This window comes from Streptomyces sp. NPDC101225 (assembly GCF_044767585.1).
GTDB lineage: Bacteria > Actinomycetota > Actinomycetes > Streptomycetales > Streptomycetaceae > Streptomyces.
This window is the reverse complement of record NZ_JBIWOE010000028.1, coordinates 102,880-118,744: the sequence shown is the minus strand read 5'-3', so window position 1 is coordinate 118,744 and position 15,865 is coordinate 102,880. Positions and strand designations below refer to the sequence as shown.

The 15,865-nt window shown below is 72.7% G+C and carries 14 protein-coding genes and 1 pseudogene; 13 read left to right on the top strand and 2 right to left on the bottom strand.

Annotated features, from left to right (window positions below):
* Nucleotides 1-205: 205 nt before the first annotated feature.
* The gene (locus tag ACIRPX_RS31735; RefSeq protein WP_404201674.1) at nt 206-1,015 is read right to left on the bottom strand and encodes an NAD-dependent epimerase/dehydratase family protein; all 810 of its coding nucleotides are present in this window, start codon (nt 1,013-1,015) and stop codon (nt 206-208) included.
* A gap of 284 nt (nt 1,016-1,299) precedes the next feature.
* Here ACIRPX_RS31735 and ACIRPX_RS31730 point away from each other — a divergent pair, with 284 nt between their 5' ends.
* Both ACIRPX_RS31730 and ACIRPX_RS31725 read left to right on the top strand, forming a co-directional pair.
* Nucleotides 1,300-2,241: a 5-dehydro-4-deoxyglucarate dehydratase gene (locus tag ACIRPX_RS31730; RefSeq protein WP_404201672.1), complete on the top strand. Its 942-nt coding sequence runs from the start codon at nt 1,300-1,302 to the stop codon at nt 2,239-2,241.
* Nucleotides 2,238-3,464 carry a hypothetical protein gene (locus ACIRPX_RS31725; protein ID WP_404201670.1) on the top strand — a complete coding sequence of 409 codons (1,227 nt, stop codon included), beginning with the start codon at nt 2,238-2,240 and terminating at the stop codon, nt 3,462-3,464. The genes ACIRPX_RS31730 and ACIRPX_RS31725 overlap by 4 nt, the downstream gene beginning before the upstream one ends.
* Here ACIRPX_RS31725 and ACIRPX_RS31720 read toward each other — a convergent pair.
* Nucleotides 3,452-4,594, bottom strand: a pseudogene (locus ACIRPX_RS31720) (MFS transporter); the annotation flags it as partial. The gene ACIRPX_RS31725 and the pseudogene ACIRPX_RS31720 overlap by 13 nt on opposite strands.
* 140 nt (nt 4,595-4,734) lie before the next feature.
* Between ACIRPX_RS31720 and ACIRPX_RS31715 the strand changes: the two are divergent.
* The 11 genes from ACIRPX_RS31715 to ACIRPX_RS31665 all read left to right on the top strand — a co-directional run bounded on the left by ACIRPX_RS31715 (nt 4,735) and on the right by ACIRPX_RS31665 (nt 15,860).
* Complete coding sequence (locus tag ACIRPX_RS31715) at nt 4,735-5,331, top strand: TIGR03086 family metal-binding protein (RefSeq protein ID WP_404201668.1); 597 nt, start codon at nt 4,735-4,737, stop codon at nt 5,329-5,331.
* Nucleotides 5,332-5,518: 187 nt separating this feature from the next.
* Nucleotides 5,519-6,175 carry a GntR family transcriptional regulator gene (locus ACIRPX_RS31710; protein ID WP_404201666.1) on the top strand — a complete coding sequence of 219 codons (657 nt, stop codon included), beginning with the start codon at nt 5,519-5,521 and terminating at the stop codon, nt 6,173-6,175.
* A complete protein-coding gene (locus ACIRPX_RS31705) occupies nt 6,172-7,083 on the top strand; it encodes a dihydrodipicolinate synthase family protein (protein ID WP_404201664.1) in 912 nt (303 codons plus the stop codon). The genes ACIRPX_RS31710 and ACIRPX_RS31705 overlap by 4 nt, the downstream gene beginning before the upstream one ends.
* A complete protein-coding gene (araD, locus tag ACIRPX_RS31700) occupies nt 7,080-8,816 on the top strand; it encodes an L-arabinonate dehydratase (RefSeq protein ID WP_404201678.1) in 1,737 nt (578 codons plus the stop codon). Before ACIRPX_RS31705 ends, araD begins: the two co-directional genes overlap by 4 nt.
* Nucleotides 8,817-8,911: 95 nt before the next feature.
* The gene (locus ACIRPX_RS31695) at nt 8,912-9,844 is read left to right on the top strand and encodes a carbohydrate ABC transporter permease (RefSeq protein WP_404201662.1); all 933 of its coding nucleotides are present in this window, start codon (nt 8,912-8,914) and stop codon (nt 9,842-9,844) included.
* Nucleotides 9,841-10,725: a carbohydrate ABC transporter permease gene (locus ACIRPX_RS31690; protein ID WP_404201660.1), complete on the top strand. Its 885-nt coding sequence runs from the start codon at nt 9,841-9,843 to the stop codon at nt 10,723-10,725. The genes ACIRPX_RS31695 and ACIRPX_RS31690 overlap by 4 nt, the downstream gene beginning before the upstream one ends.
* The gene (locus ACIRPX_RS31685) at nt 10,722-11,867 is read left to right on the top strand and encodes a Gfo/Idh/MocA family protein (RefSeq protein WP_404201658.1); all 1,146 of its coding nucleotides are present in this window, start codon (nt 10,722-10,724) and stop codon (nt 11,865-11,867) included. The genes ACIRPX_RS31690 and ACIRPX_RS31685 overlap by 4 nt, the downstream gene beginning before the upstream one ends.
* A complete protein-coding gene (locus ACIRPX_RS31680) occupies nt 11,867-12,712 on the top strand; it encodes a PmoA family protein (protein WP_404201656.1) in 846 nt (281 codons plus the stop codon). Before ACIRPX_RS31685 ends, ACIRPX_RS31680 begins: the two co-directional genes overlap by 1 nt.
* Nucleotides 12,713-12,797: 85 nt before the next feature.
* Nucleotides 12,798-14,135: an ABC transporter substrate-binding protein gene (locus ACIRPX_RS31675; RefSeq protein ID WP_404201654.1), complete on the top strand. Its 1,338-nt coding sequence runs from the start codon at nt 12,798-12,800 to the stop codon at nt 14,133-14,135.
* Between the two features lie 157 nt (nt 14,136-14,292).
* A complete protein-coding gene (locus tag ACIRPX_RS31670) occupies nt 14,293-14,529 on the top strand; it encodes a hypothetical protein (protein ID WP_404201680.1) in 237 nt (78 codons plus the stop codon).
* A 17-nt stretch (nt 14,530-14,546) separates the two neighbouring features.
* The gene (locus tag ACIRPX_RS31665; protein ID WP_404201652.1) at nt 14,547-15,860 is read left to right on the top strand and encodes a polysaccharide lyase family 1 protein; all 1,314 of its coding nucleotides are present in this window, start codon (nt 14,547-14,549) and stop codon (nt 15,858-15,860) included.
* The last annotated feature ends 5 nt before the right edge of the window (nt 15,861-15,865 follow it).

The window sequence follows — 15,865 nt, the reverse complement described above, 5'->3', positions numbered from 1 at the left end:
GGGGGGTCTGGGGGGCGCCGGGGGGGGGGGGGGGGGGGGGGGGCCGGGGGGGCGGGGGGGGGGGGGGGGGGGGGGGGGGGCCGGGGGGGGGGGGGGGGGGGGCGGGGGGGGGGGGGGGGCCCCGGGGGGGGGGGGGGGGGGCCGGGGGGCGCCCCCCCCCCCCCGCCGCGGACGATCGTTTCCCGCCGCCCCGGCGCCGGGGCGGTCAGTAGGGCCAGATCGGCGGCTCGCTCACGAAGTGGCCGCCGAGGTAGGCGTGCGCGACGTTGCCCGGCTCCAGCTCGCCCTGTTCGGCGATCAGCTTCGCGGCGAACGGCTCGGAGTCGTCCCGCGGTTCGTAGCCGAGCGCCCGTGCCGTCGTGAGGTCCCACCACAGACGGGTGTTGGCCGAGGAGCCGTAGACGACGGTGTGCCCGACCCGCTCGGCGGTCAGGGCCGCGTGGAAGAGGCGGGCGCCGTCGGCCGGGCTCATCCACACCGACAGCATCCGCACGCTGGTCGGCTCCGGGAAGCAGGAGCCGATGCGCACCGAGACCGTCTCCAGGCCGTGCTTGTCCCAGTAGAGCTGGGCGAGGTCCTCGCCGAACGACTTGGACAGGCCGTAGAAGGTGTCCGGGCGGTGCGGGGTGTCGATCGGGATGAGCGGGTCGTCGCCCTCGGGGCGCGGGGTGAAGCCGACCGCGTGGTTGGAGGAGGCGAAGACGATCCGGCCGACGCCCTCCTCGCGGGCGGCCTCGTACAGGTTGTACGTGCCTTCGATGTTCGCCGCGAGGATCTTCTCGAAGGGGGCTTCCAGGGAGATGCCGGCCAGGTGGATGATCGCGTCGACGCCGCGCACGGCCTCGCGCAGCGCCTCCTTGTCGGCGAGGTCGGCGGTGATCGCGTCGCTCTCGCCCTCGATCGGGCGCAGGTCGAGCAGGCGCAGCTCGTGGCCGAAGGCGGGAAGCAGGTTCCGCATCAGGGTGCCGAGTCCGCCGGCGGCGCCGGTGAGCAGGACGGTGCGGGGAGCGGGCATCCTCGGGTCTCCTTGGTCCGCCGCCTGTGACAGGTGGCCGCATGCGTGGACAGTATTCACATTCGTGGACACGCTAGGGAGCGCGGCCCTGCTCCGTCAAGTGTCGCGCGGCGTGGCCGGGTCCGCTCCGCCTCCTCGCCCTTCCTTGTCCTTCTTTTTCTTTTCGGCCGCCTTCTTGCGGGTTGCCGCGCTTGACCGGCCCGGAGTCGGCTCCATAATGTGGCGATGTTCAGAGATATAGACATCGATCAGAAGAACGTACGCGCCTGCCACAGGGAGAGCCCGTGACGCCATCCCCCCTCGCCACTCGACTCCGCATCCCCAGCGGGCCGCTGTTCTTCCCGGTCACCGCCTTCGGGCCGGACGGCTCGGTCGACCTGGACGCGTACCGCACCCATGTGCGCCGGGGGGTCGAGGCCGGAGCCGCCGCGGTCTTCGCCTGCTGCGGCACCGGCGAGTTCCACGCGCTCACGCCCGAGGAGTTCGAGGCGTGCGTGCGGGCGGCCGTCGGGGCGGCGGGCGGGCGGGTGCCGGTCGTCGCCGGCGCCGGGTACGGGACCGCGCTCGCCGTGCGCTACGCGCGCCTGGCCGAGGAGGCCGGAGCGGACGGGCTGCTGGCCATGCCGCCCTACCTCGTGGTCGCCGGGCAGGAGGGGCTGCTGCGGCACTACCGCGAGGTGGCCGCCTCGACCGCGCTGCCGCTGATCGTGTACCAGCGCGACAACGCCGTGTTCACCCCTGAGAGCGTCGTCGAACTCGCCCGCACGGACGGGATCATCGGTTTCAAGGACGGCGTGGGCGACCTCGACCTGATGCAGCGCATCGTCAGCGCCGTACGCACCGAAGTCCCGGGCGACTTCCTCTACTTCAACGGCCTGCCGACCGCCGAGCAGACCCAGCTCGCCTACCGCGCCCTCGGCATCGGCCTGTACTCCTCCGCCGTGTTCTGCTTCGCGCCGGAGATCGCCGGCGCCTTCCACGAGGCCCTGCACACCGGCGACGGCACCACCGCGCGGCGCCTCCTCGACGGCTTCTACCGGCCGTTCGTCGAACTGCGCGCCCAGGGGCGGGGATACGCCGTCGCCCTGGTGAAGGCGGGCGTACGGCTGCGCGGCCTCGACGTGGGCGAGGTGCGCCCCCCGCTGCAGGAACCGGCCGAGGAGCACGTCAAGCAGCTCGCCCAGCTGATCGAGCGCGGGTACGCGCTGCTGGAGGAGTCCAAGTGAAGGCGTCGGTCTTCCTCTACCCCTGGGACGTCGACGGGGACCCGGAGGCGGCGGGCCGCGTGGCCGGGCTCGGCGTGCGGCAGGTGACGCTCGCCGCGGCGTACCACTCGACGCGGGCGCTGACGCCCCGCCACCCGGGCCACCGCATCGTCACCGCCGAGCACGCCGCCGTCCTCTACCCCCCGGACACGCGCTGGGAGGGGCGGGAACTGCGCCCCTACGCCGCCGGGGACTGGGCGCCCGGGGACGCGTACGGAGCGGCCGCGGCGGCGCTCGCGGACGCCGGCCTCGAGGTGCACACCTGGGTCGTGCTCGCGCACAACTCCCGCCTGGGCGCGGAGCGTCCGGACACCTCCGTGGTCAACGCCTACGGAGACCGCTACCCGTGGGCCCCGTGCATCGCCCAGCCGGCCACGCGCGCGTACCTGGTCGAGCTGGCCGCCGAGGCGGCGGTGCGGCCCGGGGCGCGCGGCACCGAGCTGGAGTCGCTCGGCTGGTACGGGCTCCAGCATCTGCACGCCCACGACAAGACCGGCGGAGTCGGCCTCGGGGACGCCGGCTCGTACCTGATGTCGCTCTGCTTCTGCCCCGTCTGCCGGGAGGGCTACGGCGAACAGGGCCTGGACGCGGACGCCTTGGCGGCCTCCGTACGCGAGGCGCTGGAGCCGCTGTGGCGGGGCGCGCCCGACGGCGGGGGAGGCTGGGCCGGCGTCGAGAGGCTGCTCGGCGGGGCGAAGGCGGCCGCCACGCGCGCGTGGCGCGACGAGACCGCCCGCACCCTCCAGGAGACGGCGGTCCGGGCGGTGCGCGCGGCGGCCCCCGAAGGCTTCCAGGTGCTGCTGCACGCCGACCCCGTGACCTATCACGTCGGTGCCAACGTCGGCGTGGACCCCGCGCACATCCTGTCCGTCGCCGACGGAGTGGTGGTGCCGTGCGCCGGGGGCACCGGCCTGCTGGCGCCGTTCGCCGAGCAGGGCCGCGCGGGCGCCGTCCTCGCCGCCAACTTCACCGTGGTCTCGGGGATGGGCGGCCGGCCGGGCACGCTCGCGGCGGACGCGGCCGAGGCCCGGAGCCGCGGCGCGAGCGAACTGCGGCTCTATCACGCCGGACTGGCGTCGGACGGCGACCTGTCGCTGGTGCGGGAGGAGCTGTCCCGACTCCGCACGAGGGCCCCGGAGGTCACCAGCAGCGCGCCGCCCAGGACGATCAACACCGGCCGGTAGCCGACCAGTTCGACCAAGGCCGCGCCCAGCGCCAGACCGACCACGTTCGGCGTGAACATCAGGGTGTTGGCGGTGGCGGCCGTGCGGCCCAGCAGCGCGCCCGGGGTCTCGCGCTGCACGGCCGTCATCGCGGCGATCAGCACGCACGGCAGCCCCACCCCGCTCGCCGCGCTGCACGCCAGCGCCACCGGGTCGGCCGGTATCGCCCGCGCGGCCACCGCGCACGCCGTGAGGGCGATCCCGGCCGCCGCGAACCGGCGCCCGCCCAGCAGGCGCAGGGCGGGGCCGGAGGCCAGTCCGAGCACGACCGAGCCCGCGCCCTGGACGGCGTAGAGCACACCCGCGTAGGCGGGGGCGTGGCCGAGTCCGTCGACGACGGCGTAGAGCAGCGCGCCGCTCAGGCCCGCGCAGAGCATCGTGGCGCCCGCGGCCAGGACCAGGCGCCGCAGCCGGGCGTGCGCCCACAGGAAGCGGGTGCCCTCGGCCGTCCGCGCCCACCAGCCGGCCGTGGCCCGCACCACCCTGTCCTCGCGGACCCGCAGCAGGGTGCACACCCCCGCGGCCAGGACGAAGGTGGCCGCGTCCAGCAGCGCCACGGCCGGACCGCCGTACGCCGCGTACAGGCCCGCGCCCGCGAGCGGCGCCACCAGCTTCATGCCCTCGTTCGCCGTCATGCGCAGCCCGTTGAAGTCGCCGAGCAGGGACCGGTCGACGGCGGCGGCGACGAGGGCCGACTCGGCCGCGTCCTGGACGACGCCCGTGGCGCCGTACAGGAACAGGACCGTGTAGATCAGCCAGAGACGGCCGGGGGAGCCGGCGCCGAGGAGCGTGAGCAGCAGGAGGGCCAGCAGGAGGTTGGTGCCGACGAGCAGGGGTTTGCGGCGCACGCGGTCCGCGAGCGTGCCGAGCAGCGGGCCGGCGAGCGTGGGCGCCCACATGGCGAGCAGGCACAGGGCCGCGAGGCCGTTCGAGCCCGTCAGGTCCTTGACCCACACGCCCGACGCCAGCCACAGCGCCGACGTGCCGAAGCCGGAGACCACGATGCCCGCCAGGTACAGCCCCGCGTTGCGGTCGCGCAGGACGCGCACCACCGCCCAGGCCGAGTCCGATGCCGATGCCGATGTCGTCATGCCTGGCCATCGTGCGTCTAAGGCCCCCGCCCGGTCATGGGGCAACTGCCCTAGAACGGCGCCGGTGGCGCGGGAAGCGATGAATTCCGCGGGCCGCGCCGGTCTGTCTCTTCAAGGACCAAGACCATGAGGAGCAGCGGATGACCGACACGACCCTCGACCTGGGACCGCAGACACGCGTCGTCGCGAGGCTTGCGGAGGGGGTGCGCGAGGAGCACATGGCGGGGCCGACGCCCTGTCCCGACTACACGGTGCACGCCATGCTGGGCCACGTCCTCGGCCTGACCGTCGCCTTCCGCGACGCCGCCCGCAAGGATCTGGGCGCCACCACCGACACCTCCCCGCAGGCCGGCGGCCTGCCCGGGCTCGGTCCGGGCTGGCGCGAGGAACTGCCCAAGCTGCTCGACGAGCTCGCCGACGCCTGGCGCGACCCCGCCGCCTGGACCGGCATGACCCGGGCCGGCGGCGTGGACCTGCCCGGCGCGGTCGCCGCGGCCGTCGCCACCGACGAACTGGTGATCCACGGCTGGGACCTGGCCCGCGCCACCGGCCAGGACTACACCCCGGACCCGGCCGCCCTGCGGACCTCCCACGACTTCCTCCTGGCCGCGGCGAACGACCCGAGCCGGGGCGGCGGCATCTTCGGCCCGGTCTTCGCCGTCCCCGCCGAGGCGCCGCTGCTCGACCGGGCCGTCGGGCTGAGCGGACGGAACCCGGACTGGCGCCGGGAGCACTGAGCAGAACCGGACACGACCGACGCCGGGGCCGCGCACACCGCGCGGCCCCGGCGTCTTTCGTCGGAAGCATTGACGAAACCCGCGCCCCCTCCTACCTTCAACGCGTCGTACTTCGTACGTCATATATGAGACGCGATACGCGAGATCGGATACCCCGGATCTCCCACGTGACTTCCGAGAGGCGCGCATGACCTCTGTGCCCATGCCGATCCCGTCCCGCACGCAATATGTGCTCGACGCGATCAAACACCGCATCCTCACCGGGCAGCTGACGCCCGGCCAGGCGCTGGTCGAGACCGAGCTCGCCGCCCAGTTCGGGGTCTCCAAGACCCCGGTGCGCGAGGCGCTCAAGACCCTGGCCGGCACCGGACTCGTGGTGATGAGCCAGTACAAGGGCGTCACGGTGCGCATGGTGGACGCGGACATGGCGCGCGAGGTCTACGACGTACGCCTGCTGCTCGAACCGGAGGCGCTGAAGCGGGCGGTGCGGCGCGGAGCGGCGTTCGACGCCGCCCGCTCCGCCCTGACCCGGGCCGACGCCGCCGGCGACACCGCCGAACGCTCCCTCGCCAACCGGGAGTTCCACCGCGCCCTGTACCTGCCGTGCGGCAACCCGCTGCTCGGCCGGATGCTCGACGAGGTGCGCGACCAGGCCGCCCTGGTCTCCGCCGTGGCCTGGGCCTCCGACCCCTCCTGGGAGCGGGAGGCGGGCGAGCACCGGGAGATCCTGCGGCTCGCCCTGGACGGCGACGCGGACGGCGCGGCCCACGCCCTGCACGCGCACATCGCGTCCTTCGTGCGGCGCGCGTTCCCCGAAGCCCAGTCGGCGGAAGGCCAGGAATGAGCAGCGTGGCGTTCGAGACCGAGCGCAGGGCGCTGGCCGACGTGGTGGCCATCCCGGTGACCCCGTTCGCCGCGGACGGCAGCGTCGACCAGGACGCCCACCGGGCCCTGCTGCGCCGGCTGCTCGACGGCGGGGTCACCACCCTCACCCCGAACGGCAACACCGGCGAGTTCTACACCCTGACGCCCCAGGAGCGGCTGCTGGTCACGGAGTGGACCCTGGAGGAGGCGGGCGGCCGGGCGGCGATCCTGGCCGGCGTCGGGCACGACGTGTCCACCGCCGTCGCCTGCGCCCGGCACGCCCGCGAGCACGGCGCGCGGATGGTGATGGTCCACCAGCCCGTCCATCCGTACGTCTCCCAGGCCGGCTGGGTCGACTACCACCGCGCCGTCGCCGAGTCCGTCCCGGAGCTGGGCGTCGTCCCGTACATCCGCAACGCCCAGCTGACCGGTGCCCGTCTCGCCCAGCTCGCCGACGCCTGCCCGAACGTCATCGGCGTCAAGTACGCCGTTCCGGACGCCGCCAGGTTCGCCGCCTTCGCCCGGGACGCGGGCCTCGACCGCTTCGTCTGGATCGCCGGCCTCGCCGAGCCCTACGCCCCCTCGTACTTCTCCGCGGGTGCCACGGGCTTCACCTCCGGCCTGGTGAACGTCGCCCCGTCCGTCTCGCTGAACATGATCGACGCGCTGCGCGCCGGCGACTACCCGGCCGCCATGAAGGTCTGGGAGCAGATCCGCCGCTTCGAGGAGCTGCGCGCGGCGAACGGCTCCGCCAACAACGTCACCGTGGTCAAGGAGGCCCTCGCCTCCCTCGGCCTGTGCCGCCGCGACGTCCGCCCGCCCAGCCGGCACCTGCCCGAGGACGAGCGCGCCGAGGTCGCCGCGATAGCCGCCGGGTGGTCCCTGTGAACGGGCCCGGCAGAAGGCGCCCCGAGGAGCTGCGCAGCCACCAGTGGTACGGCACCGAGGGCCAGTTGCGCACCTGGTCGCACAACGCCCGGATGCGCCAGCTCGGTTACGAGGCGGAGGAGTACCGGGGCCGCCCGGTGATCGCCGTCCTCAACACCTGGTCCGACATCAACCCCTGCCACGTGCACCTGCGCGAGCGCGCCGAGGCGGTCAAGCGCGGGGTGTGGCAGGCCGGCGGCTTCCCGCTGGAGTTCCCGGTCGCCACGCTCTCCGAGACGTACCAGAAGCCGACCCCGATGCTCTACCGCAACCTGCTCGCGATGGAGACGGAGGAGCTGCTGCGGTCGTATCCGGTGGACGCGGCCGTGCTGCTCGGCGGCTGCGACAAGTCGACGCCCGCGCTGCTGATGGGCGCGGCCTCCGCCGACGTGCCGTCGCTCTTCGTGCCCGCCGGGCCGATGCTGCCCGGGCACTGGCGCGGGCAGACCCTCGGGTCCGGCACCGACATGTGGAAGTACTGGGACGAGCACCGCGCGGGCAACCTCACCGACTGCGAACTGCGCGAACTCCAGGGCGGTTTGGCGCGTTCCCCCGGGCACTGCATGACCATGGGGACCGCGTCCACGATGACCGCGGCCGCGGAGGCGCTCGGCATGACGCTGCCCGGCGCCTCCTCGATCCCCGCCGTCGACTCCGGGCACGAGCGGATGGCCGCCGCCTCCGGGCGCCGCGCCGTCGACGTCGCCTGGAGCGGGCTGAAGCCGTCCGCGATCCTCACCCGCGAGGCGTTCGAGGACGCCGTCACCACCGTGCTCGGGCTGGGCGGCTCCACCAACGCGGTCATCCATCTGATCGCGATGGCGGGACGCTGCCAAGTGCCGCTCACCCTCGACGACTTCGACCGCATCGCACGGACCGTGCCGGTGCTCGCCAACGTCCGCCCCGGCGGCCGGACCCACCTCATGGAGGACTTCTGGTTCGCCGGCGGCCTGCCCGCCTTCCTGTCCCGGATCACCGACCTGCTGCACCTGGACCGGCCGACGGTGAACGGCACACTGGGGGAGCAGCTGGCAGGCGCCGTCGTCCACGACGACGACGTCATCCGCACCCGCGAGAACCCGGTCGCGGCGGAGGGCGGAGTCGCCGTCCTGCGCGGCAATCTCTGCCCGGACGGCGCCGTGATCAAGCACATCGCCGCCGAGCCGCACCTGCTCGAGCACACCGGCCCCGCGGTCGTCTTCGACGACTACAGGACCATGCAGCGCACCGTCGACGACCCCGGGCTGGGCATCACCGCGGACAGCGTGCTGGTGCTGCGCAACGCGGGGCCCAAGGGCGGACCCGGCATGCCCGAGTACGGGATGCTGCCCATCCCCGGCCACCTGCTCAAACAGGGCGTGCGGGACATGGTGCGGATCTCCGACGCCCGGATGAGCGGCACGAGTTACGGCGCCTGCGCGCTGCACGTGGCGCCCGAGTCGTACGTCGGCGGGCCGCTGGCGCTGGTCCGCTCCGGGGACCTGATCACCCTCGACGTCGAGGCACGCTCCCTCCATCTCCACGTGGACGACGCGGAGCTGGAGCGGCGCAGGGCGGACTGGACGCCGCCGCCGGCCCGTTACGAGCGCGGCTACGGCGCGCTCTACAACGAGCAGATCACCCAGGCCGACACCGGCTGCGACTTCGCGTTCCTGGCCCGCCCGGGCAAGGCCGCGGACCCGTACGCGGGCTGACCCCACCGACAGCGGAACCGCGCGTCACCACGTACCCGGAGAAAGCGCTTCACCCCAGACCGCACACGACCCACCGCAAGCGAACGGAGAAAGTCATGGCCCAAGCCGCAGCCGTGGCGAAACCGCCCGCGCCGGCCCGGCGGCGCCGTGCCTCCGGCTCACTACGCAGGCTCCCGTACCTGCTGATCGCACCGGCCGCCCTGCTGATGCTGGGCTTCATCGCCTACCCGGTCCTCAGCGTCTTCTACTACAGCCTGCAGAACTACAACCCCACCAAGCCGTGGCGCAACGGCTTCGCGGGCCTCGCCAACTTCACCGGGATCTTCACCAGGGACCCGCAGTTCTGGGACACCCTGACCTTCAGCGTCAAGTGGGTCCTCGTCGAGGTCGGCCTGCAACTCCTGTTCGGTCTCGCGCTCGCGCTGATCGTCAACCAGACCTTCGCCGGGCGGGCGCTGGGACGCGCCCTGGTCTTCTCCCCGTGGGCCGTCTCCGGCGTGCTGACCTCCGCGATCTGGGTGCTGCTCTACAACTCCCAGACGGGCATCACCCGTTACCTCGCCGACGCCGGGATCGGCTCGTACGGCACCAGCTGGCTCTCGGACACCTCGACCGTCTTCCCCGCGGCGATCGTCGCCGACCTGTGGCGCGGCGTCCCCTTCTTCGCGATTCTCATCCTCGCCGACCTCCAGTCCGTCTCGAAGGACCTGTACGAGGCCGCCGAGGTCGACGGGGCGAGCCGCCTCCGGCAGTTCTGGCACATCACGCTGCCGCACCTGAAGGACGCGATCGTGCTGTCGACCCTGCTGCGCGCGGTGTGGGAGTTCAACAACGTCGACCTGCTCTACACGCTCACCGGCGGCGGACCCGCGGGAGAGACGACGACCCTCCCGCTCTACATCGCCAACACCAGCGTCGACGCCCACAACTTCGGCTACGCGTCCGCCCTGACCACGGTGGCGTTCGTGATCCTGCTCTTCTGCTCGCTCGTCTATCTGCGGCTGAGCAAGTTCGGAGGCGAGAAGTGATCACCGAGATCGCACCCGCGCCGGAGCGCGTGGCCGCCGCGCCCGCCCGGCCGAGGCGCAAGCGCCGCGCCTGGGACGAGGTCCCCCGGTGGCACATCTACCTCCCGCTCACCGTCTACCTGCTCTTCACGCTGGTCCCCTTCTACTGGATCCTGCTCTTCGCGCTCCGCCCGGCGGGCTCGACCTCGCTCGTGCCCTGGCCGATGACCTTCGACCACTTCGCGAAGGTCTGGAACGAGCGGGCCTTCGGCACCTACTTCCTCAACAGCGTGCAAGTCGGCCTCGCCACCCTGGTGATGACGACCCTGGTCGCGCTGGCCGGCGGCTACGCCCTCGCCCGGTTCGACTTCCGGATCAAGAAGGCGTTCCTGCTCGCCCTGCTCTGCACGCAGTTCGTGCCGGGCGCGCTGCTCCTGGTGCCGCTGTTCGAGATCTTCGCCCACCTGCGGCTGATCAACTCGCTCGGCAGCGTCGTCCTCGCCGAGACCGTCTTCCAGCTGCCGCTGTCGATGATCCTGATCAGCGGGTTCATCCGGAACGTGCCGTACTCCCTGGAGGAGGCCGCCTGGGTCGACGGCTGCAACCGGCTCGCGGCCTTCCGCATCGTCGTCCTGCCGCTGCTGCGGCCCGGGCTGATCGCCGTCGGCTCCTTCGCCTTCGTGCACGCCTGGAACCACTTCCTGTTCGCCCTGATGTTCCTCAGCGACCAGGGCAAGCAGACCATCCCCGTCGGCCTCAACACCCTGATGAGCGCCGACAGCGTCGACCTCGGCGCGCTCGCCGCCGGCGGCATCGTCGCGGCCGTACCCGTCGTGATCGTCTTCGCCTTCATCCAGAAGTGGCTGATCACCGGCTTCAGCGCGGGGGCGGTGAAGGGATGAGCACCCTACCCGTCGTGCTGGCGGGCGCCCGCGGTCACGGCCGCCGGCACCTGGACAACATCCGCCGGCTCCAGGACCAGGGCGTCGTACGCCTCGCCGGGATCTGCGAGCTGACCCCGCTGAGTGCCGACGAGATCCCCGAGGGCCTCGGCGCGCCCGAGCAGTCCGCCGACCTCGGTGCGCTCCTCGACTCCACCGGCGCCCGGATCGCCGTCGTCTGCACCCCGATCCCGACCCACGCCGACCTGGCGCTCACCGCCGCCCGCAGGGGCGTGCACCTTCTCCTGGAGAAGCCGCCCGCGCCCTCGTACGCCGAGTTCCGGCGGATCGCCGACGGCGTCGCCGCGGCGGGAGTGGCCTGCCAGATCGGCTTCCAGTCGCTGGGTTCGCGGGCCGTCCCCGCGATCCGCGGGCTGGTCGCCGAGGGCGCGGTCGGCGACGTGGTCGGCATCGGCGGAGCGGGCGCCTGGGCGCGGCCCGAGTCCTACTACCGGCGCGCCCCCTGGGCGGGCAGGCGCCGGCTGGACGGCGCGGACGTCGTCGACGGGGTGCTCACCAACCCCCTCGCGCACGCCGTCGCCACCGCTCTCGCGCTGAACGGCACCACGCGCGCAAAGGACGTCGACGGCATCGAGCTGGAGCTGCTGCGCGCCAACGACATCGAGTCCGACGACACCTCCTGCGTGCGCGTCACGACCACCCGGGGCGTCCAGGTCACCGTCGCCGCGACCCTGTGCGCCGAGGACCCCGGCGAGCCGTACGTCGTGGTGCACGGCACCAGCGGCCGGATCACCTTCTGGTACAAGCAGGACCGCGTCCTGCTCCAGCGCGCCGGCCACGGCCCCGAGGAGTACGAGTACGCCCGCACCGACCTGCTGGAGAACCTGGCCGGCCATCTCACCGACGGCGCCGGCCTGCTGGTCACGCCGGCCTCGACCGGCGCGTTCATGAGGGTCGTCGAAGCGATCCGGCAGGCGCCCGACCCGGTCCCGCTGCCGGACGGCGCCTGGCGCCTGATCCCCGGCGAGGGCCGCAGGACCGTCCCCGGCATCGACGGCCTCGTCGCCGCCTCGGCCGACACCCTCGCCCTCTACTCCGAACTCGGCGCCACCTGGGCGCTGCCGAAAGAGGTGAGCACCTGATGACGACCAACGACTCGCCCGTCCTGCGCGTCGCGGGCCGCCCGGTCGGCCGCTACGTCACCCGGCCCGAGCTGCCGGCCCGGCTCTCCCCGCGGCCGTATCTGCATCCGGTCACCACCCTGGCCGGCACGGCGGTCACCGAGCTGAGCCCCGCCGACCACCCCCACCACCTCGGCGTCGGTGTCGCCGTTCCCGACGTCGAGGGGCACAACTTCTGGGGCGGGCGCACCTTCGTCCGCGACCAGGGCCCGATCGAGCGGGACAACCACGGTGCCCAGCGCCACAGCTCCTTCCAGCTGCGCGACCCCGGCGGCTTCGTGGCGGAACTGCGCTGGGTGGCGGCGGGCACGGAGCTGCTGCGCGAGCGGCGTACGGTGGCGGCCGCCGAACTCACCGGCACCGCCTGGGCGCTGGACCTCACCTTCGCCCTGACCAACGTGGCCTCCGGACCGCTCTCCCTCGGCAGCCCGGCCACCAACGGGCGCCCCGGCGCGGCCTACGGCGGCTTCTTCTGGCGGGCCCGCACGGAGCGCGAGGCGCCCCGCGTCTTCACCGCGGACGACGAGGGCGAGGAGCGGGTGCACGGCTCCCGGTCCGACTGGCTCGCCCTCGCCGGCGCCACCTGGACCCTGGTCTTCGCCGGTGCGACGGACGCCACCCGGCGGGACCCGTGGTTCGTGCGCACCGCCGCATACCCGGGCGTGGGCTCGTCGCTGGCGTGCGCCGAGCGGCTGGCGATCGCGCCGGGCGACACCGTCGTACGGCGCGTGGTGACCGTGGTGGCCGACGGCCCGCTCAGCCGTGCCGAGGCGGCGGCGCTGGTCCGCAAGGCGGTGGGCCGGTGACGGCGTGCACCAGGTCCCGCACCCCGGTGGGCGCTGCCGAGCTCCCCACGACTTCGTCCGTCCGTCCGAAAGAAGGAGCCGACCAATGAAGAGCAGCATCCGCACAAGCAGGCGCGCGGCCCTGGCCGTCGCCGTGGGCTCCGTGCTCGCGCTGACCGCCACCGCCTGCGGCGACGACGGCAGCGGCAGCGCGGGGGACAAGGGCAACGAGGGCTCCGGCAAGGGCGAGATCACCTTCTGGGACAACAACGGCGGTGTCCGCACCGACATCTGGAAGCAGATCATCGCCGACTTCGAGAAGAAGAACCCGGACATCAAGGTCAACTACGTCGGCATTCCCGCCGCGAGCGCCCAGTCCAAGTACGACACGGCCATCCAGGGCGGCGGGCTGCCGGACGTCGGCGGCGTGGGCACCGCCATGCTCGCCGAGGTCGCGGTGCAGGGCGCGCTCGAACCGCTGGACGGCCGGCTGGCGAAGAGCCCGCTGAAGGGCAGGCTCAGCCAGAACCTGCTGGACAGCAGCAAGGCCGCGGGCGGCGGCGACCAGCTCTACCAGATCCCGACCTCGTCGAACAACGGCACCCTGTGGTACCGCACCGACCTGTTCGAGAAGGCTGGCCTGGACGCGCCGACGACGTGGGACACGTTCTACGCGGCCGCCGACAAGCTCACGGACAAGGGCAGGAACGAGTTCGGGTTCACCATTCGCGGCGGTGAGGGCTCGATCGCCCCGGCGCTGGACGCGGCGTACGGCCAGAGCGGGATCACGTCGTTCTGGAACGGTGACAGGACCACGGTCAACGACCCCAAGAACATTGCCGCGTTGGAGAAGTACGTCGCGCTCTACAAGAAGGACACGCCGTCCGCCGACGTCAACAACGACTTCACCAAGATGGTCGCCCAGTGGGACAGCGGCACCATCGGAATGCTCAGCCACAACCTGGGTTCGTACCAGGACCATCTGAAGGCGCTGGGCGCGCGGAAGTTCCGGGGGCTGCCGAACCCGGCGCAGGCCGACGGCACGCGCGTGCAGATCTCCAACCCGGTCGACGGGCTGAGCCTGTTCAAGTCCGGCAAGAACAAGGCGGCGGCCTGGAAGTTCATCGAGTTCGCCGTCTCCCGTGCGGAGAACTCCAAGTTCAACGAGTCCGCCGGGCAGATCCCCGCGAACACGGATGCCGCGGGCGACGAGTGGATCCAGAAGGCGGAGCCCACGAAGCTGGCCGCCGCCGCACTGAACGGTGACGGCACGAAGATCGTGCAGCTGCCGTACTACCTGCCGGACTGGAACACCATTTCCAAGGCCGACAACGAGCCGAACTTCCAGAAGGTGCTGCTCGGGAAGATGAGCGTGCGCGACTTCCTGGACCTGCTGGCCGACCAGCTGAACAAGGCGCAGGCGGACTGGAAGGCGAACCACTGAGGTTCTGGGCGGGTTCGGTCGGTGGGGGACTGCCGGCCGGCCGTGGCCGGTCGCGCAGTTCCCCGCGCCCTCCGACAGCCTGAAGGGAGCACGGTCATGTCACTCACCCGCAGACGGGCCGCTTCGGCCGCTCCCGCCGCCGTTCCTCGCGGCGGACGTGCCGGCGGCGGGAAGCCGAACCCGCGGGAAGCGGACCCTTCATGTCGCCGCTGGTGCCACCGCAGCCCGCGCCGCTCCCGCGAGGACCGGCACCGAGCAGGACAGCACGCACGTCGATCCGCCGGGCGCGGTCGCCGTGGCGCGGCTCGCGCCGCGGGACGTCGTCCGGCTGCACGACTCCATTCCCCCGTCCTGGATCACCTGGACCGAGGCGACCGGCACCCCGGTCGCGTAACCGAGGAGAGCCGCACCATGCGTACACAGATATGTCATGCACGCGTCATAACGGCGATCGTGGGCTGCACCGCCCTGGTGCTCGGCGTCACGGGAACGGCCGCCGCGCACCCCCGGCCCCACGACACCGCCCGGCAGGTGCTGGGCACGAACGACGGCTGGGGCTCCTACGGCACCGGCACCACCGGAGGCGCGGCCGCCGACGCCGCGCACGTCCACACCGTCACCGACTGGGAGGGCTTCAAGGCCGCCCTCGCCGACGGCGGCGACGCACCGAAGATCATCAAGATACGGGGCGTCATCGACGCGGACGGGCCGAGCTGCGACTCGTTCGCGGTGCCGGGGTACGACCTCGATGCCTACCTCGCGGCGTACGATCCCGCCGTCTGGGGGCGCGACAGGACCCTGGACGCCGAGCCCGACGACAGCCCCGAGGGGCTGCGCCGCGCCTCCGCCGTCCACCAGGACGCGTACATCAAGGCGAACGTCCCGGCCAACACCACCCTCATCGGTGTGGGCAGGAACGCCGGCTTCAAGGGCGCCAGCCTGCAGATCAAGGGCGTCGACAACGTCATCGTGCGCAACCTGACCTTCGAGAGCCCCCTCGACTGCTTCCCGCAGTGGGACCCGACCGACACCGCCGACGGCAACTGGAACTCCGAGTACGACAGCGCGGTGGTCCACGGCTCCACGCACGTGTGGATGGACCACGACACCTTCACCGACGGCGCCCATCCCGACAGCACGCTGCCGTCCTACTTCGGGCGGATCTACGAACAGCACGACGGCGAGCTGGACATCGTCAAGGGTGCCGACTACGTCACGGCCTCCTGGAACGTGTTCGCGGACCACGACAAGACCATCCTGATCGGCAACAGCGACAGCGCCGCCACGGCCGCCGTCGACCGCGGCCACCTCAAGGTCACCTTCCACCACAACCTGTTCTCCAACCTGGTGGAGCGGGCGCCGCGCGTGCGCTTCGGGCAGGTCGACTCCTACGACAACCACTTCGTGGCGAAGGACGGCTACGGCTACAGCTACGGCATCGGCATGGAGTCCCAACTCGTCGCGCAGCACAACGCGTTCACGCTGCCGGACGGGATCGGCGCCGGGCGGATCCTCAAGCGGTGGAAGGACTCGCCGCTGACCGCCGACGACAACTACGTCAACGGCGTGCCGACCGATCTGATCGCCGTCCACAACGCCGAGGTGCCCACGGAGGTCCTGCGCTCGGGCGCGGGCTGGACGCCCACCCTGCGCACGAGGATCGACCCGGTACGGGCCGTACCGCGCATCGTGGACCACGGCGCGGGCGCCGGCCGCCTGCACTGACGCCC

What these genes read in the sequence shown, in the direction of transcription:
- ACIRPX_RS31710 (WP_404201666.1), top strand. Translation starts at nt 5,519, where the DNA reads ATGACCTCTGTGCCCATGCCGATCCCGTCCCGCACGCAATATGTGCTC.
- ACIRPX_RS31715 (WP_404201668.1), top strand. Translation starts at nt 4,735, where the DNA reads ATGACCGACACGACCCTCGACCTGGGACCGCAGACACGCGTCGTCGCG.
- ACIRPX_RS31695 (WP_404201662.1), top strand. Translation starts at nt 8,912, where the DNA reads ATGGCCCAAGCCGCAGCCGTGGCGAAACCGCCCGCGCCGGCCCGGCGG.
- ACIRPX_RS31675 (WP_404201654.1), top strand. Translation starts at nt 12,798, where the DNA reads ATGAAGAGCAGCATCCGCACAAGCAGGCGCGCGGCCCTGGCCGTCGCC.
- ACIRPX_RS31705 (WP_404201664.1), top strand. Translation starts at nt 6,172, where the DNA reads ATGAGCAGCGTGGCGTTCGAGACCGAGCGCAGGGCGCTGGCCGACGTG.
- ACIRPX_RS31680 (WP_404201656.1), top strand. Translation starts at nt 11,867, where the DNA reads ATGACGACCAACGACTCGCCCGTCCTGCGCGTCGCGGGCCGCCCGGTC.
- ACIRPX_RS31685 (WP_404201658.1), top strand. Translation starts at nt 10,722, where the DNA reads ATGAGCACCCTACCCGTCGTGCTGGCGGGCGCCCGCGGTCACGGCCGC.
- ACIRPX_RS31735 (WP_404201674.1), bottom strand. Translation starts at nt 1,015, where the DNA reads ATGCCCGCTCCCCGCACCGTCCTGCTCACCGGCGCCGCCGGCGGACTC.
- ACIRPX_RS31665 (WP_404201652.1), top strand. Translation starts at nt 14,547, where the DNA reads ATGCGTACACAGATATGTCATGCACGCGTCATAACGGCGATCGTGGGC.